Origin of the sequence: Streptomyces sp. NPDC058307, from assembly GCF_042880295.1 — a bacterium.
In the GTDB taxonomy this organism is placed as follows: domain Bacteria; phylum Actinomycetota; class Actinomycetes; order Streptomycetales; family Streptomycetaceae; genus Streptomyces.
Genome location: NZ_JBHVYZ010000087.1, coordinates 1 through 21809 on the forward strand (window position 1 = coordinate 1; position 21809 = coordinate 21809).

Annotated in this window: 11 protein-coding genes; 4 read left to right on the plus strand and 7 right to left on the minus strand. The window is 66.5% G+C overall.

Annotated elements, in window-relative coordinates; genetic code table 11:
- Window positions 1–139: 139 nt before the first annotated feature.
- Window positions 140–814: a hypothetical protein gene (locus tag ACFVYN_RS37585; RefSeq protein WP_390006724.1), complete on the plus strand. Its 675-nt coding sequence runs from the start codon at window positions 140–142 to the stop codon at window positions 812–814.
- 30 nt (window positions 815–844) lie between these two features.
- Here ACFVYN_RS37585 and ACFVYN_RS37590 read toward each other — a convergent pair whose 3' ends face one another.
- The 3 genes from ACFVYN_RS37590 to ACFVYN_RS37600 form a co-directional block, all read right to left on the minus strand.
- Window positions 845–2734 carry a DNA/RNA helicase domain-containing protein gene (locus ACFVYN_RS37590; RefSeq protein WP_390006726.1) on the minus strand — a complete coding sequence of 630 codons (1890 nt, stop codon included), beginning with the start codon at window positions 2732–2734 and terminating at the stop codon, window positions 845–847.
- A gap of 224 nt (window positions 2735–2958) precedes the next feature.
- Window positions 2959–9717, minus strand: a complete 6759-nt coding sequence (locus ACFVYN_RS37595) for a DUF3320 domain-containing protein (protein ID WP_390006728.1) — start codon at window positions 9715–9717, stop codon at window positions 2959–2961.
- Between the two features lie 264 nt (window positions 9718–9981).
- Window positions 9982–10257 (minus strand): hypothetical protein, encoded by a 276-nt coding sequence (locus ACFVYN_RS37600; RefSeq protein ID WP_390006730.1) that lies wholly within the window; start codon window positions 10255–10257, stop codon window positions 9982–9984.
- 924 nt (window positions 10258–11181) lie between these two features.
- On the opposite strand from ACFVYN_RS37600, the gene ACFVYN_RS37605 reads away from it, so the two are divergent.
- The gene (locus ACFVYN_RS37605; protein ID WP_390006731.1) at window positions 11182–14460 is read left to right on the plus strand and encodes an AAA domain-containing protein; all 3279 of its coding nucleotides are present in this window, start codon (window positions 11182–11184) and stop codon (window positions 14458–14460) included.
- 1489 nt (window positions 14461–15949) lie between these two features.
- Here ACFVYN_RS37605 and ACFVYN_RS37610 read toward each other — a convergent pair.
- Entirely contained in the window at window positions 15950–16102 is a 153-nt protein-coding gene (locus ACFVYN_RS37610) for a hypothetical protein (protein WP_390006732.1), read from the minus strand.
- A 15-nt stretch (window positions 16103–16117) separates the two neighbouring features.
- On the opposite strand from ACFVYN_RS37610, the gene ACFVYN_RS37615 reads away from it, so the two are divergent.
- Window positions 16118–16267: a hypothetical protein gene (locus ACFVYN_RS37615; RefSeq protein WP_390006734.1), complete on the plus strand. Its 150-nt coding sequence runs from the start codon at window positions 16118–16120 to the stop codon at window positions 16265–16267.
- 136 nt (window positions 16268–16403) lie between these two features.
- Here ACFVYN_RS37615 and ACFVYN_RS37620 read toward each other — a convergent pair whose 3' ends face one another.
- Together ACFVYN_RS37620 and ACFVYN_RS37625 are read right to left on the minus strand one after the other, a co-directional pair.
- Window positions 16404–17138: an alpha/beta fold hydrolase gene (locus tag ACFVYN_RS37620; RefSeq protein WP_390006736.1), complete on the minus strand. Its 735-nt coding sequence runs from the start codon at window positions 17136–17138 to the stop codon at window positions 16404–16406.
- A gap of 240 nt (window positions 17139–17378) precedes the next feature.
- A complete protein-coding gene (locus ACFVYN_RS37625) occupies window positions 17379–18962 on the minus strand; it encodes an MBL fold metallo-hydrolase (RefSeq protein ID WP_390006737.1) in 1584 nt (527 codons plus the stop codon).
- 444 nt (window positions 18963–19406) lie between these two features.
- On the opposite strand from ACFVYN_RS37625, the gene ACFVYN_RS37630 reads away from it, so the two are divergent.
- Window positions 19407–21278 carry an ABC transporter ATP-binding protein gene (locus tag ACFVYN_RS37630; protein WP_390006739.1) on the plus strand — a complete coding sequence of 624 codons (1872 nt, stop codon included), beginning with the start codon at window positions 19407–19409 and terminating at the stop codon, window positions 21276–21278.
- A gap of 199 nt (window positions 21279–21477) precedes the next feature.
- Here ACFVYN_RS37630 and ACFVYN_RS37635 read toward each other — a convergent pair whose 3' ends face one another.
- Complete coding sequence (locus ACFVYN_RS37635) at window positions 21478–21780, minus strand: transposase (RefSeq protein WP_390006741.1); 303 nt, start codon at window positions 21778–21780, stop codon at window positions 21478–21480.
- Window positions 21781–21809 lie beyond the last annotated feature (29 nt).

Here is a 21809-nt window from a genome sequence, read left to right on the forward strand (position 1 = left end):
GGAGCCATGAGAACAGGTCCCGGCGGCCGGACAGAACAGCGGCAAGACAGCCCAGCAGGGCGTCAGTCAGTGGCAGAGCCACGACCGCCGGAACCTGAGTATCAGCATCGATGTCAGTGGCGTGAGTTTGAATGACCTCATGACCGTTCACGACGCCGTTGCGACCCTGCCGAACATCCGCAGGCTGCGACAGGTATGCCGTTCCATCGCCATGGCCGAGGCCGTATTGAATCCCGGGGACTCCAGGTACTACTCGTTCGACGCCCACTGGTCGGAGACCGAAGAGGTCTTCTCGATGCGGAACGGCAGCGGAGACGAGTTCGACATCGTTTTCTCCCCTGCCGGCGCCTACATACGTGGCTTCGACCACGAGTCACCGATGAGTCCGTACGTCGGCGACTCGGTCTGGCCAGGGGTGCTCGACTCAGTTCCCGAGGTCTTCCACGCTCAGCTCGAAGAGCCTGCCTTTATGTACGACGGCCTGCCCGGAGTCACCTTCTGTCTCTGGCGTGAGACAGGAGGAGCGAGGTGGCACGCCGGTCATATCGACTTCCCCCATGGCCATGCGGATCCCGACGGTTCGGACTGGATGCTCCGTCTGCTGATGAACCCAACACCCGAAGCGTTCGTCTCGTTCGCCGAGGATTATTACGAGCAGGCCGTCGACCTCAACGCCGTTCGTCATGTCTTTGAGGGGCAGCCATTGACGCGCGAGACCGTCACTCGCCTGAACCCCGACGACTCCTTCGCGGAGATCTTGAAGGAGGCAGAGCTGATGCGATATCCCATCGCCCCGATCGCCGGGCCTTCCTGATCCGCACGGAAGCCTTCTCCCCCTTCGCGATCAGACCTGTACGGACTCCCGTTTCCGCCCTCCGCTCACCAACTCACGCAGCTTCGCCCGCGTCTCTGCATCCGTCGAGTAGACGATCGTGCCAACCATGCCTCGGGTCAGCAGCACCTTGTACGTGTTGCGGATCAGACGGTCCACATCCGTGTCGGCAGTGGACTTCTTGAAGACCGGGTCCTTCGACGCAGTACGGTCCGTGACCCAGCGGTCGCCGCGCCAGACGAGATCGGGGCCGATGATCACACCGGACCAGTCGTACTCGAAGCCCTGTGCCGTGTAGACGCAGCCGACCTGGCCGAAGCCTGCTGGGTCGGTTGCCCAGAGGGCGGCCGGGGGTGCGCCGGAGACCGATCGGTCACCGCGCAGGTTCCAGGGGCGGGCCCAGTCGCCGATGACGACATCGAGCGGAAGAGGGTGGCCGGGCTTGGGTTCCGGGGACCAGCGCCAGCAGTAGCCGGCGGAGATACGGGCGCCGTAGCCCTGTGCCCGACGTGCTTGGAGGAAGTCCTCCATCTCCTGAGGGCTGTCGGCGACGAGCAATTGCATGCGGTCATCGGGCTCCCAGACCGTCGGGCCTCCGGGTTCGAGGCCGAGGAGCCGGACGACCCAGCGCAGGTACGCGTCGCTGCCGCCGCAACGGAACTGACTGTCCAGGGCAACGACATGGCACGGGATGTCCCGCATTGCCGCCGCAGCCTTGATCTCAGCCACGGTGCCCATCTCACCTGGCCTCACGACCTGGTGCTCGTCCAGGAGGAACACGGGCACGTGGGACACATCGATGAGTTCGTCGATCTGCGCCCTGCCAGTGCGGTGCTCGGCGCGCGTATAGCGGTTGGCCGAGGTCTCCCGAATTCGGTGGGCCTCGTCACAGATCAGGACGTCCAGGCTGTTCTTCTCAGCGGTCATGAAGCTGTTGAAGTACTTGAACAGGTCCTGCACCTCCCGCTTGCGGGAACCGGCGACCTTCCTCATCGTCTTGGTGAACGACTGTGAGCCAGTGGCGTGCAGGGCCGGCATCCCGCGCCGGTACAACTCACCGAGCAACTGCAGGGCGATCACGCTCTTTCCGGTGCCCGGGCCACCGGTGACGACGACGACTTCCTTGCGGTCTGCACGCTTGGCCTTCTCCACCGCGTTGAGCACCGTGCGGTAGGCGACCTGCTGCTCGTCGAGGAGTACGAACTGTTGGCGTTCGCGTACCTCTTCGGCGGCCACGGACATCAACTGTTTCGACGGTACCGTGGCGCCCGAGAGCAATTCGTCCGCAGCCCCCGCGCCTGAATGCTTGTCGCTCAGCCTGGAACGAAGGTGATTGAGCAATTCGCCGCGGCGTTGCCCTGTGAAGAGCAGCCCGCGACCGTCGCGCTCGATCTCCCGCAGACCAGCCACGTCGAACTCTGTGGCGTTGTGCAGGAACGCAACTCCGCTGATCCGATGTCCGTGATCAGCCACCGCTCCGTTGAAGTTGACCAGGTAGTCGCAGTAGCGCCGCACCTGTTCGATGGGGTTGAGGACCGGGTGGCTGTAGCGCTCGATGTGACACAGCGTGGGATCGTCCTCGTCAGGCAAGACCTGGCTCCACTGCTTCAGCTCCACCACGAGGTACGACGGCTCCCCGGTACTGGGGTGCACTCCCGCGAGGACGACATCGGCACGCTTGCTGTTCAGCGGAAGCGCGTACTCCAGCATGACCTCCACGTCGCCCAGGCCGGCGTCGTTCAGTACGGCGGCCAGGACGGGGATGCTCCGTTCCCAGGAACGCACCTCCGAGGTGCCGGGCCGATAGCCGTGCATGTGGACGAAGTTGTCGGTGAGGTGCAGGAACAGCGAACCGTCGAGTGCCATGACGGCGACCGTTTGCGCGGACGCGCGGAACAGCAAGGACTTCCCCCAGGCAGCACGAAGAGACTCGTGCGGGTGGGGGCATGTCCTTCGAAACTCCACCGCAGTGGAGCGGAAGCCCGTCGGGCCGCGTTGACGATGTGTTTGAGGGTACCTGGCGGCCCTGACAGCCGTACCGGTGAACCTTGTGGCGGCAGCGGACGCCGGGCCGGGTCTCCTCTACCGGCGTCCGCATGCGGACCGCATGGGCTCCGCCCTCTGGATCAAGAACCCTCCGCAGGCATCAGCCCGCCCTCCGGCTCGATCAAGTACCCGGTCGCGACCAGCGTGTCGATGTCTCCCGTCAGCGCGTCCCGGATATCGGCCCCGAGCCTCGCCCAGCCGAAAAAGCGAGCAGCCTCCCGCAGCAGGTCCTCGCGGTGCACACCCGGTCCTTCCGCGACGACATTTCTGAGCACGAGCTGCCGCTCCGCCGCAGGAACCTCCGCCACACGTCGGGCGCACCGCTCCGTCGGCGTACGGGCGAACTCAGTCTCGTGGCCGGGCCTGTCGTAGGCCGTACCGACATGGACGATCTTGCCCTGCTTGAGGAGGCGGCGAAGAGCTCGGTCGATGCGATCGCGGACCACCTGGCCGGTTCGTCCGAGGCCCCACGCGAGACGAACCCGCGTGTAGATCACCTCCTTCTCGACTGGCCCTTCCACCTCAACCACACACAGCGCCACGTCCGCCACCACATCGAGGGCGTCAGGGTCCTGCAACTCGACACCCCGCATGCCCCGCTGGCTGCTGGATCGAGCACGTACCTCTGCCAACAGGTCAAGGTCGACCTCCTGGTAGGGGCGGCTCCACAGCGCGGGACCGGCATCGACCGTCACGAATTCCACGCGCGAGCCCGCCGAACCTTCCGCCACCTCTGCGACCTCTTCCATCCGCGTGTTCGTGGAGCCGTTCACGGTCTCCGCCGTACTGTCGCGGTTGCCGACGCCGGCGTCTGCCCGCACGGGCGGCGCTACTCGCACCGCATGCGGATCCTCCGCACACGCTCCCTCCACTGCAGCCCGCAGCCGCGCCATCGCATCCCGTCGGTTGCGATACCAGTCCGTCCCCCAGATTCGGTGCAGCTTCCAGCCCAGATCCCGCAGGACCGCTTCCCTGAGCCGGTCTCGGTCCCGAGCTGCCCGTGAGGAGTGGTACATGGCGCCGTCGCATTCGATACCCAGCGCATACGTGCCGGGTGCGCCTGGATGCCGTACGGCCATGTCGATGCGGAAGCCGGCGACGCCCACCTGCGGCTGGACCTCATAGCCCCAGCCGCGCAGGATGTCGATGACCTCCTCTTCGAAGGGGCTCTCCGGAACCGCGTGCGGGTCGGCTGCTTCGGTCCGGAGGATGTCGGGACCGTGCTGGGCGTACTGCAGGTACCGCTTGAGGTGCTGCACGCTCTTATTGGGGCTGTCCGGCAGATCTCCTCCGTGGAAGGACGCGACGACCTCCATGCGGCGCCGGGCACGGGTCACTGCGACGTTGAGGCGTCGCCAGCCGCCCTCTTTGTTGATGGGCCCGAATGCGGACAGCAGTTTTCCGCGGTGGTCGGGACCGTAGCCGATGGAGAGGATGATGACGTCACGTTCGTCGCCCTGGACGGTTTCGAGGTTCTTGACGAAGAAGCCGTCGAGCCGGCCCTCCGTGAAGTGATGGTCGAGGTCAGGGCGGGCAGTCCTCGCCTTCTGCACGGCCTCCTCGATCGCCTCCGCCTGTGCCTTGGACAGCGCGACCACTCCGAGGGTGTGCTCTGGGCGCGTGTCGAAATGGTGGATGACCCGCTGGGCCACCTTCGTGGCCTCGAGGGGGTTGTCGCTGTTCCCGCCTCGGTCGTAGACGCCGTCCGCTTTGATGAACTCCACTCCGATGTCCGGCCCCTGTTCCAAGGCGCCCGGGAACGTGACCATGGAGTTGTCGTAGAAGTCGTGGTTGCTGAAAGCAATCAAGTTTTCGTGGCGGCTGCGGTAGTGCCAGCGCAGGGGCAACCCGCGCAGGACTCCGCTGGCCTTGCACATGTCGAGAATGGACTCGAAGCTGTCAGCGGCGTCCTCGTCCCACTCGTCGCCGTCGTCGCTGTCGCCCGCCGCGCTGAAGAACGACGTCGGCGGCAGCTGCTTCTGGTCACCCGCCACTATGAGGGCCTTGCCTCGGTAGACGGAGTTCACCGCGTCCTGGGGCAGCACCTGGGAGGCCTCGTCGAAGACGACGACGTCGAACGCGAAGTCCGGCGGCAGGAACTGGCTGACCGTCAAGGGACTCATCATGAAGCAGGGCTTGACCAGCCGTACGACATCGCGGGTCTGCTGCAGCAGGTGCCGCACAGGCATGTGACGACGCTGCTTCTCGGCCTCACGGCGGATCACGGCGGCCTGGCCCACCGTTGTCCGGCGAGGGCGGCGGGAGTTGCACGCCGCGATGACTTCGGCGTGTGCCGCGGCCACCAGGTCCTGGTCCACCCGCTGGAAGCGCTCCACCAACTGGTCGCGTTCCACGGCCCGCATCGGCTTCAGCCTCGCGTCGGTGGCCAGCTGGTGCTCGACCCACGCGGTGAGCACCGCGCGTTCCATGGCGGCGGGGAAGTCCTCGGCGGAAACCTCGCGGCGTGCGAGCTGGTTGGGCAACCCCTCGAGGTGGAAGCGTCGCAGCAGGGTCAGTGCGTCCGCGCAGTTGGTCCACGCTTCTGGGCCGAAGGAGTCGCGGTCGAGGCGGGACAGGACGGCCTGGGCCACGGTGAGGGACTCGGCGAGTTCGCCTCGCAGCTCCTCAGCGCGTCCAGGCTCGAAGTACCCAGCAAGTGCCTCGCGCTGACGGCTCCAGTCGCGGGCGCGGTCAGCGAGGGACGAGTCGGGTGACGCGGCCAGCATCAGCCGGGCCGCTGCCCGGGGCAGGGGCGCGGAGTGGCCACCGTGTGCGGTACGACGGACCTTTTGGGCCCAGTCCAGGGAATCCAGGATCGCATCACGATCTGTCTCGGTGCCCTGGTACAGAGAGCCGAGAAGGCTTCGGTACGTGGTGTCGTTCTCCGCGAAAGAGGACTCGGCGGCACGGGCGGAGACGACGGCAGCCACCGCTTCCCTGGCGCGCGCCAAGGTAAGGCCCGTCTCCTTGTCCATGACCCGGGCGGTCGAGCGGATGAGGTCAGCCGCGTCCTCACAAGGCTCCACGTGGGCGCGTAGCCAGCTCGTCACCCGGTCAAGAGAGCGGGCGGCAAGGGCTGTGCCGACCGTCGCAAGGTGAGGCTGGCCGGTGTACTCCTGCCATCGGCTCAGATCGCTGCGGATCTGGTCCGTCTGGGCAAGGAGTTCGCGTGGTTCGGGCCGACCGTCGGTCAGTACCTCGACGAGGCTGGCCCGGCGCGCTGGTTCTGCGAGCGTCTCGGGGGCGTGGCGGGCGATCAGCCGAGCGGAATCGAGGGCCGCCCGCAGTGCCTCGGTGTGGGGGCGTCCTTGCGGGATGTACCGGCCCAGCAACTCGCGCTGTTGCTCGGTGGCGTACGGGCCCGGTTGCTGTCGAGTCAGGTCAAGCGCACGGCGCAAAAGCTGCCCCATGGGCTCGTGGCCTCTCACGCCGTTGGGCGCAGGGTCGTGCAGGTCGTCCGCCTGTGTGTCGAGGCCTCGATACCAGGGTCCTAGAAGGCTTCGATCGCTTACGGCCTGAGCAGAGAACGCTGCGGTCTCCCTTTGGGCCGCGTGCGCGACCCTGACCGCCGTGCGCGCGGAAGCGAGCGTGTGTTCGAAACCGGGGCCGTTGTCCCGGCGACCGACCGACGCCACTGTGTCCAGGAGCGCGACGCCCTGTCGCAATGGAGCGAGGTGAGCGCGCAGCCAGCGGGCGGCAGCATCTAGTGGCTGCTTGGTGAGGCCGCCCCCATACGGGGCCAGCGACGGGCTGGCCAAGTCCCTTTGCCAAATGGCGAGTTCGCCACGCAAAGCCGTTCCATGCTCAATGAACGCGGGGTCTGGCTCTCGGCCGTCGGCCAGGTGAGCGGCCAGCTGGCCCCGACGGTAGGGGTCGCCGACGGTTTCCGGCGCGAGAGCGTGGACCGCTTGGGCGTGCGCAAGGGCTTTGCGAAGTGCAGGCACATCAGGCAAATCCGTGCCCCGATAACGGCCGATCAATTCGGCGTGCCTTATGGCCAGTGCTCGGAGCTTGCGGTGCGCGGCGCACCAAGCGTCGGCGAACGGCAGCTTGTCGTACAGGTCACCGCGCCACGAGCCGCCGTGTGTCAGCCGGGCCACGAGCTTGCGGTCGGCCCGGATGCCGCTGGACAACGTACCGGCCAATCCCTGTCGGCCCTCCAGCAGCCGATGCACTGCTTCGGGCAGTTCGGGAGTGGAGACGACTTCGGGCAGGAAGGTGTCACGGGCCGCCTCCGCGGCGGCTGTCAGTTCTTCGGCGGCTGAAGAGATTTCCGCAATGGCTGCCTGAGCACCGGAGAGTACCTGGGGGTCGAGCCATGCCTCCAGCGTGCGATCCGAGGCCTTGGCCAGCTCCGTGAGCGTGGCCAGCTCCTCAACCTCGGACGTCGCCTTCGGCCAAGCGACCCCGAGATGCTCCGCCACTGAGTCGGCGTGCTCTGCAGCCTCCTCAAGGGTGCCGGCGAGCGCGTCGAGCCGTTTGACCAACTCTGCGGCCTCGCGGCCGGTGAGCGACGCGATGTCCGCTCCCGACGGTTCCAGTTCGGTTAGGGCCTGTTCGTTGGTCGGTCGTTCTGCACTCAACTCCGGGCGCAGTTCGGCCCACCCCGGGCCCGCGTGTTCCGTCGCCAGAGCCTGGGCAGAGCGAACCTGGTCCTGTCGTGAGAAGAAGTCGTTCAGCGCGTCCGCTGTGCTCCGGACCGCTGCCTCCTCCGCCCGCGCCGGACCATCAGGGACCAGCCACTGCTCAAGAGGGCGGTGTTCGGTGCCGGCCACCGCGACCACGTCACACAGCTGACGTGCCTGCTCCGGGGTGCCGGGATTCGTGAGTCCAGTGAAGTGGCTGACGCGTGTGAGGCTGTCCAGGGTCCGTTCCAGCACACCAGCCGTCGCATCGAAATCCCTGGCGAGTTGTCTCGCACGCTCTTCCGTGAGTCCGGCGAGGTCGAGGCCGCGCGGTGCCATCGTGGACAGAGTTTTCTCGATGTCCCCAGGCTCAGCTCTCAGTCTGCTGGACAGCTCCTGCCACCGCTCACCCACCATCGCTCGGACGGCAGAGCTCGTGCGCTGCACCTTCCGCAGTTCCACCAAGAAGGCGTCGACCGGGTCGTCCACTTCGTCGGCGAAGGCATCCGAGGTCAGCCACGCTTCCGGCACCGGACTTCGCACATCGAGCAGCCGCAGGAGCCCGATCAGACGGTCGATTCCGCTGTGCTCTGTGACGGGCACTCCCGCAGGCACGAGATCCCGGTACCGGTCGGCGGCCGTTGCCAGCGCGTCCCGCGCAGCCTGCGCCTGCTCCAGAACAGGACGTGGATGCGGCAAGCCCGCCCGCAAGTGACGCCAGGGGAATGACGGGTCAGCGACCGCCTCCCATGCCTCGGAGATGGCTTCCGTCGCCTCGACGATCAGACGCAGGTCTTCAGCGCTGAGCGTCTCTGCACGAAACGTCGGCTCTGCCCCCGTAGAGGTCTCATCACCACGGCTCAGGTAGGCCACCGGCGCTTCGGACAACCGGCCGACTCGACCGAGCACGTCGTGCAGGGTCCTCCCCAGCGGGTCGCGAATCTCGTTCATCGCTTCGGCGTAAGCGCTGAGCGCGAGGCGCAGTTCCCTGGCCTGCGCCAGCGTCTGCGGTGACAGTTGCGGTGCGCGTGGCTCCTCCTCGAGCGCCCGACCCAGCTCCTGGGCCACCGCTTTGCGGCTGGTGTTGTGGCTGTGGAGAGCCAGCGCATACGAGTCGAGTCCAACGGACTTCAACCGGTCGAGGACTACGTCCAGGGCCGCCGCCTTCTCACTGACGAACAGAACGCTCCGCCCCGCGTGCATCAGACCGGCGATCATGTTCGTGATCGTCTGGCTCTTGCCGGTGCCTGGCGGACCGTCCAGCACGAACGACTGTCCGGCCACAGCCGCAGCAACGGCCTGCCGCTGCGAGGCGTCAGCGTCGAGCACCAGCGGGCTGCCCTCCGGCGGACTCAGCTCGTCAATCCGGTCGAGCTCGATCTCCTCGAAGTCGAAACGGTCGGAGGCGAGTCCGGAGTTCGGGCCGAGCGCCATCGCCCGCACAAGGTCACTGCCAAGGACGCAGTCCTCATTGTCCAGCAGGTCTTGATACATCGACTCTTTGTGGGAGGCGAAGAGCGAGAGCACCACGCGCTCGGAGACCTGCCACCCGGGCTTACCCACCACCGCGCGCGTCGTGGCGGAGAGCACCGCTTGCAAGTCGGCGGGATCCTGCTCGGCAACCGGCGTCCAGTCGATATGGAATTGCTGCAGCTTCACCTTCAGAGCCGGATTGAGACGCGGTTCCTCGTCGTCGCTCGCTCTGAGGCGGATCCGGCCGTTGCGTGCCCGCTCGATGACCACCGGCACCAGGACCAAGGGAGCGTTGCTGCTGGTCTCGGCTCCGTCCTCACACCAGCGGAGCATTCCGACGCCGAGGTTGAGGGTCCACAGGCCGTAGTCGTTGAAGACCTGGGTGGTTTTGGTTCGCAGACTATTCAATGCTCGCAGCAGAGAAGGCGCGGTGGTCTTCTGAGTGACGATTCCGTCGGTGCGGGCGTCCTTCTCCTCAAGGACCACATCACCGGTTCCCCTGCCCTCGTCGGCTTCCAGCTCCTCATCGGGGAGCGGCGCGAAGTCCCAGCCGCGGCCCAGGCCGTTGAGGAGTACCTGGGCGGACGGGGCCGTGATTTCGAGCGTAGCCGACTTGGTGTGGTGGAAATTGAGCAGCCGGTTGCGGCCGCTCAAGTCCACAAGAGAGCTGCGCCAGCTCTCGAGCATCGTCTTGAGGCGATCCAGTTCCTGGCTGCCATCGAAGTCACCGAAGTTCGTCACGCTGGTCCCTGCTGTTGTCGCCTCTGGGCCAACGGAGCACCCGCCGACAGCAGTCCCCTCCGCCACCAACGCAACGCGCGGCCACAGACGTCTGCACTGTCCTGGTGGCCGCACAAGTCCCGCTGATCCCCCCTGTATGCGGAATTCTACGGTCAGTTCACCAATGCGTGAAGCGTTAACTACAAACGGTTTCCCTGCCTCTGACAAGGCCTCAGTGAACCCAATCGCCACTCCTTCAGAGGCAGCAGGGGAAGCAGCACCCCCTCAGTCAACTGGCCCCGCGACCTCACCAAGCCGATCGGCCAGCGCCGACGTCTGCCTCGCGACCTCCATCGGTGGATGTGCGACGCAGCCGCGCTGCATCCCGCCACGTTCGGCGGCCATCGTCAGCGTGTCTACGATCGGTAAGAAGCATGCGGAGTTCAGCGTGATCGTGGTCGACGCCAGCAGCGGCAGCGCGAAACTCTTCCACGAGACTTTTACCGAAGCGAACGTGTTGCTCGTGCCGGTCGCCGCCGCCCGCAACGAGCGCGACGTCACCGCCCACGTGGTCCTCGTCAAGGCCGACGACCGCACCAGCCTGCCCCGCCCCGCGAAGGACAAGCTGCCGGAGCCCGGCGAGGGCATCGGCCCGGACCGCGACGAGCCGTCCCCCTCGCCGAGACCGTATCCACTCCTGGGTGCACTACATGGAGGCCTTCGGCGAGGTCCCACCGAGCTGAGCGGGTACACCGAACATAAAGGAGCTCACCGCATGAGCGACCGTGCGAAGCCCCCGGCCCGCCGTCCCGGTCGCACTTTGGGCGAGGCCAAGAAGGAGGCCCCGCCGACCCTCCCTCGGCCGCCGAACTCACCCCCGACCAGTACGCCGCCGAACAGGTCACCACCCAACGCCAGGGCCGTGCAGCCGCCCGCGAGCGGCAGGCTCGGCCCGCTCCTTTCACCCGTCCCGACCGCGAGGGGGCGGGACCGGGCCGGCCGAGGCGATGCCCGAAGTGGTACAGACCTCCGCTCAGCCGAGTGCCGAGGCGCCGAGCGTCGCCGCCACCGAGGTGAGGACGGCTTCCCGGTGTGGACCGATGTTTCACGGACTCATCAGGAACAGGATGCGTGATCGCAGGCAGCGCCCAGCGAAGGAACGCCGTGGGCGACGCGACGACAGCATCGACACCTCCGCTGTGATGACCGGATATGCGCGAGTCACTGGGCTCATCCCTCGCACCTACACCACGTCCCGTTGCACAGTGGCAAGCCCGCTCGTCGTGGAGTACACAGCGGCGATTGTGAACTCGCTGACAATCAAGGTTTGCGCTTCCTGGCTTCACTCACGCAGGTCGCCTGATGCTCGGCCCGAGTACTGACAAGCACCGAGCCACCCGTTGGTCACCAACGAGCCGGGCATGTTGCACCATGTGCCTGGGTAGGTCTGCCAGTCCGAAGCGGGGCAGGGCTGGGGGACGGTACGTGGGGTGGCGTGAGGAGATCACGGCGGCACTCGGCGAATGGATCGCCTTGGAGGGAGGCGCAGGGAGAACAGCGCGCTGGCAGCGGATCGGGCGGGCGACCCGGACCGGTGAACCCGGCCAGTACGCGGTGGACTTGCGCGGCACTGACATCGGGCCGGATCAGTTGGACAGCCTGCGGCTGGCCGGGCCTGATGACAGGGCCATCGAGAAGGACGGCTTCAGCGTCTCCGAGACGGTGCAGAACGGGTCCCTGCTCACCTTGCGTGTGGCCGAGTTCGCCGACATCCCCGACGCCCACCTGTGGATGCTGAAGCAGCCGCCCACCTTCCTCATCGAGGCCCTGCGCGACGGCATCGCCCAACTGGGCGAACACCCGCTGGCCGCGGCTCTGGCAGCCCGCAGCATCGGCGGGGCCCCGGGAGCGGAGCCGGACCCTCCTGGTTTCCACTCGGCCCAGGCAGACGCCTATCGGGCTTGCCTAGGTGAAGGGGTTCATCTGGTGTGGGGGCCGCCGGGGACCGGTAAGACCACCGTCCTCAAACGCGCCATCGGCGACCTGATCGCGCGGGGCGAGCGGGTGCTGCTGGTCTCTGCGACCAATATCGCTGTGGATAACGCCCTGCTCGGGGTGGTGCGGGAGAAGCGCCACAGTCCAGGTGAGATCGTCCGTGTGGGGCCGCCGCATCTAAAAGAGGTGGCGGAAGACCCTTCGGTGTCGCTGCCGCTCATGGTCCAAAGCCGATTAGCGCAGACGACTCAGCGCCGTAGCGCCGTGGAGGCTGACCTGGTCGAAATCCGCGACCGCGCCAGGCAACTTGCCGCTATGGACGCTGCACTCGCCGGATTCGACGCGACCGGATACTTCGCTGTACTGCAACTGCTGCGCACGCCCGGTCAAGACCTGGCCTCCGCACTGGCTCGCAGCGACGCGGCCGACGATCGGTACGCGCAGGCCGCTCGCGGCGTGGCCGAAACTGCGGGGGCGGCGAAGGTGGCATCGGACCGGGCTGCCGCAGCAGAGCCCTCGCGCGAGGTATGGCGCGAGGTGGACCGGCTCTGCGACGAGTCGGCCAGGGTCCGGCAGGCTGCAGAACACCGAGCGGCTGATGCGTTGCTGGCCGCTGAGGAGTGCCGACCCCTGCGGAATCAGGTGAAGCAGTGGGAGGCGAAGGGGTCGGTGGCTCGCTGGCGTGCGCGCGAGAAGCTGGTCGCACTCCAGGAGCAACTGGCTGACGCCGAAGAGCAGGCGGAGGCGGCGCGTCAGCAGTCCGTGGACGCGCACCATACCGCCGCCGCCCGGATCTCCGCACTCGATGCCAAAATCACGGCGCTGTCCGGCTCCGTACCGCTCAGCCGGGAACAGATCCGGCACCTCGACAGAGAGGCCGACGCCACACGGGCGGCAACAGAGCGGGCACACAGACTGTGTAACTCGGCCGAGCGGGAAAGGCACCAGGCCACAGCGGCGGCTGTCGCAGCGCAGCAGGCCCAGACGCTGACCGAACAGGCCGCGAAGAAGAACTGGCCCACCCTGCACGATCGGGCCGAACGCCTCCGTCCACTTGTGGCCGCCGACAGCGCCCGTAGGCCGCAGCTGGAGCAGCAGTACCAGGACACCCAGGAGGAATACGAGCGGCTGGCCCGCAACGCCCAGGGCGAGATCATCAAGAGCGCCAGGCTGGTCGCCACCACACTGGCCCGGTTCCGTTCCAACCGGGCCGTCTTCGAAGGCCCTTATGACGTGGTCCTGGTCGACGAGGCCGGCGCAGCCACTCTGCCCGAGGTGCTCCTGGCCACCGGCAAAGCCAGTAGGGCTGCCGTCCTGCTCGGCGATTTCATGCAGCTCGGCCCGGTCATCCCGAGCGGGCTCAAGGAGCAGGAACGCGACGACATCAAACGCTGGCTGCTCCCCGACGTCTTTCAGCACTGCGGCATCTTCGAACCTGCGGATGCCCAGGCACACCCGGCCTGCGTCACCTTGACCGAACAGCATCGCTTCGGCCCTGCCGTGATGAAACTGGCCAACGGTCTCGCCTACGGGGGAATGCTGCGCGGCGGCTCCCAGACGCTTGCGGAGCGGCCCGCCAGCGATCCCGAGATCGTGCTGATCGACACCGACGGTCTGCACGAGCTGGCCCGAGCCCACTTGACCGGCAGCCGAAAAGGCTGGTGGCCCGCCGGCTCTCTCCTCGCGCGGGCTCTGGTGGAACTGCACCGCGAACAGGGCGAGGAGGCGGGGATCGTCACCCCTTACGGGGTCCAGGCGGAAGCCACCTTGGAAGCACTACGAGATGTCGAAGGCTCCAGTGGCAGACCGCTGGCCGAAGTCGGAACGGCACACAGGTTCCAGGGCCGGGAGTTCGACGTCGTCATCTTCGACACCGTGGAAGGCAACGCGGACAGCCGCGAATTGTGGATGGCTCTCGCCCACCGCCAACCCGGCGCAGACGAATGGAGACGCAACGGCGTGCGCCTGTTCAACGTCGCCGTTACCCGCGTCAGAACCCGCCTATACGTCATCGCCAGCGGGCAACGCGTCAGCGGGGCCCGGCCGGGAACAGCTCTGGCGGAACTCGATTCCCTGGTCGGCACCCACGGTGTCCGGGTACTGCCTGCCAAACACCTCATCACCCCGCCGCACACGCCACCGGCCCATCGCGGGGAGTTCGGAATCGCCCTCGCCGAAGTCCTCAGCCGGCACGTCGAAGTGACCGACATCGACGACGAACGCGACTTCTACCTCACCTTCACCACCGAGATCCGACAGGCAAAACAATCCCTGTGGCTCTGGGCACCATGGGTGGCCAACCGGATCCGCTCCCTGCTCCCTGAACTGAAAGCAGCGGCCGACCGCGGCGTACGCGTCACCGTGTTCATCCGGGACGACACCGACCAACTCCAAAGAAGAGAGACAAGTCAGGCACTCATCGCAGACTTGCGCACCGTCGCTCAGACCGTCGTCCCCATCCACGTCATGCACCAGAAAATCGCAGTGATCGACGAACACACCGTCATGCTCGGCAGCCTTAACGCACTCTCGCAAAGCAACACCCGCGAAGTCATGCTGACGATGCACGGCGGCTACTTCGCCCGCAAACTGCTCGCACACGAACACGCGGAGACTTTCGCCCGGCCCCCGAAGTGCGAGCGATGTATGGGAACAGAAATCGAGATCCGACGCTGGAAGAACGCCTGGGTCTGGCGGTGCTACGCCACCGCATGCAAGACTGGTTCGCCGGGCAGCTCTAAAGCCTGGACCCGCAACATCCGGCTATAGCCGGATGCGAGCTTCGTCGCACCGGTCACAATGGTTGTAGGCATACCGGAGGATGACTACTCCATGCAGAAAAATTTCTTAATCCCTATGAAGTACTGAGCTCGTCCCATCCTCAGTTGGCTTTATTCACCGGTTGCGGGTTCTGACGCAGATCTTGAAGAGTAATCGCAAAGCGTCACCTCGATGTTCGATCGTGGCTCACACTTCAAGCGTCGCCGGCCGTGGGTGAGTTGGACAGCATGCTGAGCCAGGAGGGGACGGTAGTCCATGACTCCATGGTCCAGCCGACGGCGGCTTGGGCAATCTCTTCACCACTGAGTGGCATCAAAGCCCGATCACTACCAAGCGCCAGCGAGTCACATCCGAGAAAATCCGGGCGTGACCATCCTTGCCACCTACCTCGACCCCGGTCGCCGGTCTTTGTATCACGTCTGACTGCCCACAGGCGTCACACCGCTGCTGGCCAGCATTGAAACTCTGCCGCTTTCCGGAATTGGCGGGCAACGCTGCCTGGCAGAAATTTTCCGGGGCAGATCAGTTCAGCCCCTGTCAGGTTTAACCATGGCGACTACATGGGGTCCGGAAGTTGCGACTGGTCCAGACTGGAATTCCCGCTGGTTGCGGCGAGCTCGTCAAGCACGCCCGCGACTCATGGGTGGAGATCGGCGCACGCGCTCTGGGAGCTGATCGATCGGAACACGCGTCGACGTAGGCCGCGCATTCTCGGATCCCCTTCCACCACCGAACGACGAACTGTTCTACATCTTGGGGGCCGCTCACCGAGCGTGCCTCGGAACGGCTGTCCAACTCCTCCGCACGGGCAGAGGCCGACGGCCCGACGGCCCGACCACGATGGACGCCCAACCAATCCTCGAAGGCAACGCCTACACGAACTCGATGGCTCCTCCACCGGGCCGTTGCCCCTTCTGCGTATCAAATGACCGACAACACCTGCCTGCCAGCACTGCAACAACACATGGATGTCGCCGCTGGCGAACGACGTCAAGGACATCTTCGCCCCGATGTTCTTCCACGCAAGATCGCTGGACGAGCATGTCCAAGGCCGACTTGCCCTGTGGGCTGCCGAAATGGCCATCCTCTTCGATGTGATAGGCAGCAACATCGTCCCTTCACGGCGCCGGGCAGGGCCTGAAGATCTTCCGCAAACCGCACCACGGCATGCGGGTCTGGATCGCCGCGTACCACGACGTGAATCCACTGACTGCGGTGCTGCGCCCGATCTACGTGCCGAGGAGGCTTCTGGCCGCGCCCGGCGCCCAACAGAGTCCGAGACGCCCCGCACGGCGCGAATTCGTCCCGGCCAGTTAATTCAACGGGCGAACATGCCATCTGACCTGCGAAAATAAGGAGCGGCAGACGAGTCGGGCTGTACGCCGGGTTCTGCCCCACTCAGGGCGATCACGCTCTGACCTGCATGTTTACGGGGATCCGGCGGGCCGTTTCGCCCTATGGGACTTCTCAGGGACTTTCAGCCGAGGTCCGTGAACCACGCCTCGATGGCGGACAATCCCCGCGCGCCGGCCTGCGGCATGAAGTGCGTGTACGTCCGGAGCGTGAACGCCGGGTCGGAGTGCCCCAGCCACTTCGCGAGCGAGACGATCGACTCACCGGCTTCGAGCATCACCGAGGCGTACGTGTGGCGCAAGACGTGGAAGCCGTGCTCGCGGCTCGGCTCCCAGACGCGCGACGGCTTCTCGCCCGGCTGGCGTTTGGGCAGCGGAACATCGCCACGGCACTCGGCATCGCCATCGCCGTGGCCGACACCGAGATCGAGGGCAAGGGCTGAGAGCGGCCGCCCACCCGGCAGCGGTGATCCACGGGTACCGAGGGCTTGCCCGCCGTCGGGAAATGAAACGCGCGGGCGGTGGTCTGGCGACTGCCGAAGTCGGGCCCGGACCCGCGGTGATCAGAATTCCGTGGCGTCAGTACTTGTCGAGGAACTCGATGATCGCGGCATTGACGGCCTCCGGGCGCTCCAGATTTCCCAGGTGGCCGCAATCGGAGATCTCCACGTAGTCACAGTCGGGTATGGCCTCCGCGACGTCCGCGACGAGGTGCGGCGGGCAGATCAGATCGTCGGTGAAGGCGATGGCACGGCACGGCACGGTGATCATCCGCAGTGCCGCGCGCCTGTCCGTGACGGTGTCGACCCATGCCTGGCCACCGGCGGCGGCGCCACGGGACACCTCGAATATCTCCAGCCAGGAGGAGCTGACGTCGTCGTCGTTCAATGTCGACGGGGACAGCATCTCGAGCACGGTCCGCACCGCTTCGTACTTCGGGGGGAGTCGGACGCCGCTCTCCTCCAGCGCTCTGTCCGCGGCCGTCATCGCAAGGCGCGCCTTGTCGGACCGCGCCCTGGTGGCGATCAGGACGGCGGAGCGCACCAGGTGCGGCCAGCCGATCGCAAGCTCCTGCGCGATGATGGCGCCCATCGACGTTCCGACGATTCGGCATGGTCCCAGATCGAGGGCCTCGATCAGCCCCTTGGTATCGGCGACCATGTCCGCCAGAGAGTATTTCCCGGGGGGCGCGTCCGACGGCGCGATACCCCGATTGTCGAATACGACCGTCTCGTATCCCGCCTGATTCAACGCCGGCGTCTGGTGCAGGGTCCAGACATGTCCCGCGGCCCCGGACCCCATGATGAGGAGCACGGGCTCCCCTCTGCCTGAGCGCTGAAAGGCGAGCCGGATTCCGTTGCTCCTCACGAAGGGCATGCCGTACCCCAATTCACGCTGTTGTCTCCCTGATATTGCGCTGCACGGCTCGCTGATCAACGCAGGTTCGCGACAGCCTGTCCGGCGGCACCCGGCTGTCGCAGCGGCCCAGTTGAACACCGCCGCGGCCTGTGTCCTTCCGGGAGGACGCAGGCCGAGGCATGCGGGAGCACGCTGCTACCAGCGCCACTCCTGCTGCCCGTACAGGTGCCCGGCCTTGATGCCGCGGCCCTTGCACCAGGTCAGGAATTCCGCGATCTGCTTGATCTGATACGTGTCCTCGGTATACGTCGTGGCCATGACGTGGCCCAGCCAGGGCTCCTCCCCCATGGCGTAGACATACGCCTCCTTGGCACCCAGCTCCGTCATGATCGCAGCGGCCTGATCGGCGTTCGATCCCGACAGCTTGCGCGAGCTGCTCATCTTCTTGGTGACCGGAATGGTCAGCAGTGCCTGATAGAGCCAGGTCAGCGGCGCCCCGTCGCACTCCATGCCCAGGAAGGCGAGGTCGGCCGTGCCCAGGTGCTCCTTGATGTAGCGGTAGAGCTGAGGCTCGATGCCCGAGGAGTCCGCCCCGATGAAGATCTTCTTCCCTGCCAGCTCGGCCCAGTAGGTCGACTTGGCGCGAATGTCCAGGTCGCAGTGCTCACCGAGGAACGGGGTGGCGGTGATCCTGCCGCCCGGGAACTCCACCTCGTCGAAGTCGTCGACCTCGATCACCGGGAAGCCCTGGGCCTTGAGCATGAGGGCCATTGACGGGTCGGCCAGATTGCCGCGCGAGGAACGGGGCAGCACGAACGCCCCGACCCGGCCACGCAGTTGCATCAGGGTTTCCAGGACGATGTGGTCCTGGTGACCGTGGGTGATCAGGACCAGGTCGATGCGGTCCGGCAGATCGTCCAGGGTGTACCGGTCGCCCGCACTGCTGTCCGCGCTGATGAACGGGTCGGTCACGACCGCTGCCTCGGGCGTCTGCAGTACGAGGCAGGCGTGCCCGAAGTACCGGATCCGGCCGCCGGCCTCGATGTGCCGGTCCTCGGCCTGGCTCGAGCTGTGGGTCAGCAGTCCGGACAGCTGCTTGGCCTGAGTGTCGTCCAGTTCGAGCGCCTCGCGCAGATGGTCCAGCGTGGTGGGCCGCACCCGGGACTTGAACAGCTCTTCCAGCCCTTCGTGACGGAAGGGTAGGCCCAGTTCCAGGACGTCCGGGGAGGGCAGCCGCGGCGTACTCAGGATGAACGGCCGCTCGATCCCGGTCTCCAGGGACAGCTGAACGGACTGGCGGGAATCCTGGTAGACGCCGCTCTTGTAGACCAGGGGTTCCAGGAAGCGTATCTGCGCCTGGTTGTCGGTGTCGTACGCGAGCTCGACCAGGCCCCCCAGCTCCGGCGGCAGTTTGGGATACAGCGGCGTCAGGTCGAAGCCGGTCGCGTTCGCCCGCAGCAGTTCCTGACCGGCGGCGATCGCCTCGGCGAACCTCAGCATGTCGGCCCGGTCCCGCTTGATCGCGGCCAGCAGATCGCGCACCTCGTCGGCGCGCTCCTCGGCGATGTTGATGAAGTATCCGCCGCGGAGATCCGGATTGTTGCTGGCAGCGACATGCACCTGCGGTGACTGCAAATAGGACTCGAGAAGCGGAACCTGCAGGTTCGCCAGATTCATCGCCGCCTGTACCGGCGCCAGCGTATAGGGCCAGGCGAAGAACCTGTCCACCAGCGGCTCGATTATGACCTTCGACCGCAGAAACAACTGATCGTCAGTCATCTCCGCCCCTCTCTTCAGGAGAATCCAATTCAGGCTCCGGGGAATAGACACTCGAATTGCCGCACACAGGAGCACTCGTCGGATTCAGGATGCCCACGAATGCAACGGCGATCAATCCTCTGCGTCTACACACGGGCGTTGAACACCGATCGCCCCGTTCAACCGTGCGCACGCGGCAGTTGAACAGTCGTCACAGCCGGCCGGGCGGAGTTAACTTGAGGCCCGCCGTTCACGACACGCGCCTGTGCGCGAGAGGTTAAGGGCCGGGCGAAAGCGGTGTGCCGTGAATTCTGCACTCGCCCGCAGCCACGTGTATCGGCCTCCCGAGCCGCCGACTGATCGCGGACCCACACGAGAGCGAGGCAGATCCCCTTGGCGATGATGGGCAGCCCGAGGATGGGCCCGGTAGGTCTGCGCCTGGACGATTCCATCACCGATCAGAAGGTGACTCCCGGCACTGTACGGCGGATCCTCCCCTATGCCGTTCGATACCGGTGGCAACTGGCCGTACTGATGCTGGTCACGATCCTGGACTCGGTCATCACAGCGGCGAGCCCGCTGATCCTCAAGATGGTCATCGACGACGGGATCCTGCCCCGCCGGCTGTCGGTCGTGATCTGGCTGTCCTCGGCCATCGCCGCGCTGGCGGTGGCGGACGCACTGGCCATCTACGTCCAGACCCGGCTCTCGGGCCGCATCGGCGAAGGGCTCATCTACGACCTCCGTACCAAGGTGTTCCGGCATGTTCAGCGGCAGCCGCTCGCCTTCTTCACCCGCACCCAGACCGGCTCCCTGGTCAGCAGGCTCAACACCGATGTCGTAGGGGCGCAGCAGGCGGTGACGACTCTGCTGGCCCAGACGACGTCCACCGTGCTGACCGTGATCCTGGTGCTCGCCTCGATGTTCTATCTCTCCTGGCAGATAGCTCTGGTGTCGTTGGTCATGATCCCGCTCTTGCTCGTTCCGGCGAAACTGATCGGACGCCGACTGCAGCGGCTCACCCGGCAGATGATGCAGCTGGACGCCGAGATGAGCTCGATGATGAGCGAGCGGTTCAATGTGTCGGGGGCCATGCTGTCGAAGCTCTACGGCCGGCCGGAGGACGAGGCGCGAGCGTTCGCGAAGCCCGCGGGCCGCGTGCGCGCCATCGGCGTGATCTCCGTGGTCTACGCCCGGACTTTCGGCATCATCGCCGCTCTGCTCACCGCTCTGACCACCGCGCTGGTGTACGGCCTCGGCGGCAGTCTCGTCATCGACGGCGCGTTCAAGGTCGGCACGCTGGTCGCCATGGTCACCCTGCTGCTCCGGCTGTACGGCCCGGTCAACCAGCTCTCCGGGGTCCAGATCAACGTCATGACGGCACTGATCAGCTTCGACCGGGTCTTCGAGGTGCTGGATCTTCAGCCGCTCATCACCGACCGGCCCGGCGCCCGCCCGCTGCCGGAGGCGGCGTACGAGAACGGGATCGCGCCCTCCGTCGAGTTCGACCGGGTCTCCTTCCGCTACCCCTCGGCAGCCCAGGTCTCGCTCGCCTCACTGGAAGCGGCCACCCGGCCGGAGAAGGAACACACCGACGACGACCATGTCCTCCACGAGCTGAGTTTCCGTGCTCCTGCGGGCCGGCTCACGGCACTCGTCGGACTCTCCGGAGCCGGAAAGACGACGGTCGCGCACCTGGTGTCCCGGCTCTACGACGCCACTTCGGGATCCGTGCGGATCGGCGGCCACGACATCCGCGACCTGACGCTGCAGTCGGTGCGCGGCGCGGTGGGCGTCGTCTCTCAGGACGCGCACATGTTCCATGACACGATCCGGGCCAATCTGGCCTACGCCCGCTCCGACGCCACCGACCACGACCTCGTCGAAGCCTGCAGGGCCGCCCGTATCTGGGACACGATCTCCGCGCTGCCCGACGGGCTCGACACCGTCGTCGGCGAGCGGGGCCACCGCCTGTCGGGGGGAGAACGACAACGGGTGGCCCTGGCCAGGCTGTTGCTCAAGTCCCCGCCGATCGTGGTCCTGGACGAGGCGACCGCACACCTGGACTCCGAATCGGAGGCGGCGATCCAGCGCGCACTCAGGACCGCGCTGTCCGGGCGGACCTCACTGGTGATCGCCCATCGCCTCTCCACCGTCATCGAGGCCGACCAGATCCTGGTGATGGAGGCGGGCCGGGTCCGGGAGTGCGGCACCCACGACGAACTGCTGGCCGAGGACGGGCTCTACGCGAAGCTGTTTCGCACCCAGTTCTCCGGGCAGGACGGCGCGGCCGACCGACCGTCCCGCCCCGCCCGGTCCGCACCCGGCACGAGCTGACGGCGCCCTGAAGGGGCGCGGGGCTGCATCCATATGCGGCTCCGCCGCGCGGGCGCGACCAGCCACGACGGCGCTGCAGACGGCCGACGGCACATCGCGGCCCCGCGGCGGAGCCGGCCGTATCGACATGCGGCTGCGGCGCCGGGCGCACAGCCGGCGGAGCCCCTGGCACGCCCCGCCGGGCACAGGACACGGGCCCTCACAGCTCTCCCATGCTCCGCAGCATCCAGAGGATCACCGATCGCTCGAGCATGTCCCGCTCGACCGTCAGCCTGGTGTTCTCCCAGCGGAGCCGGAGCAGTTCGGCGCGCTCCGGCTCCGTCAACTCGTGTGCGGGGGCGGTCGTGTGCCGCTGCCGGTCCCGCTCGACCCAACGGCCGAGAGTTGCCCTGCTGACGCCCAACTCCCGTGCCACCTCAGCGAGCGGCACCTGCGACTCGTTCACGATCCGGACGCCTTTCGCTTTGAATTCAGGGTCGTACCTGCGACGTTTCCCGGGCACGTCTCTTCCTCCGGTATCTGTCCCTGACG

Bases quoted from the DNA above. Each gene is read 5' to 3' on its own strand.
- ACFVYN_RS37625 (WP_390006737.1), bottom strand. From the start codon at position 18,962: ATGACTGACGATCAGTTGTTTCTGCGGTCGAAGGTCATAATCGAGCCG.
- ACFVYN_RS37585 (WP_390006724.1), top strand. From the start codon at position 140: ATGACCGTTCACGACGCCGTTGCGACCCTGCCGAACATCCGCAGGCTG.
- ACFVYN_RS37610 (WP_390006732.1), bottom strand. From the start codon at position 16,102: ATGCTCGAAGCCGGTGAGTCGATCGTCTCGCTCGCGAAGTGGCTGGGG.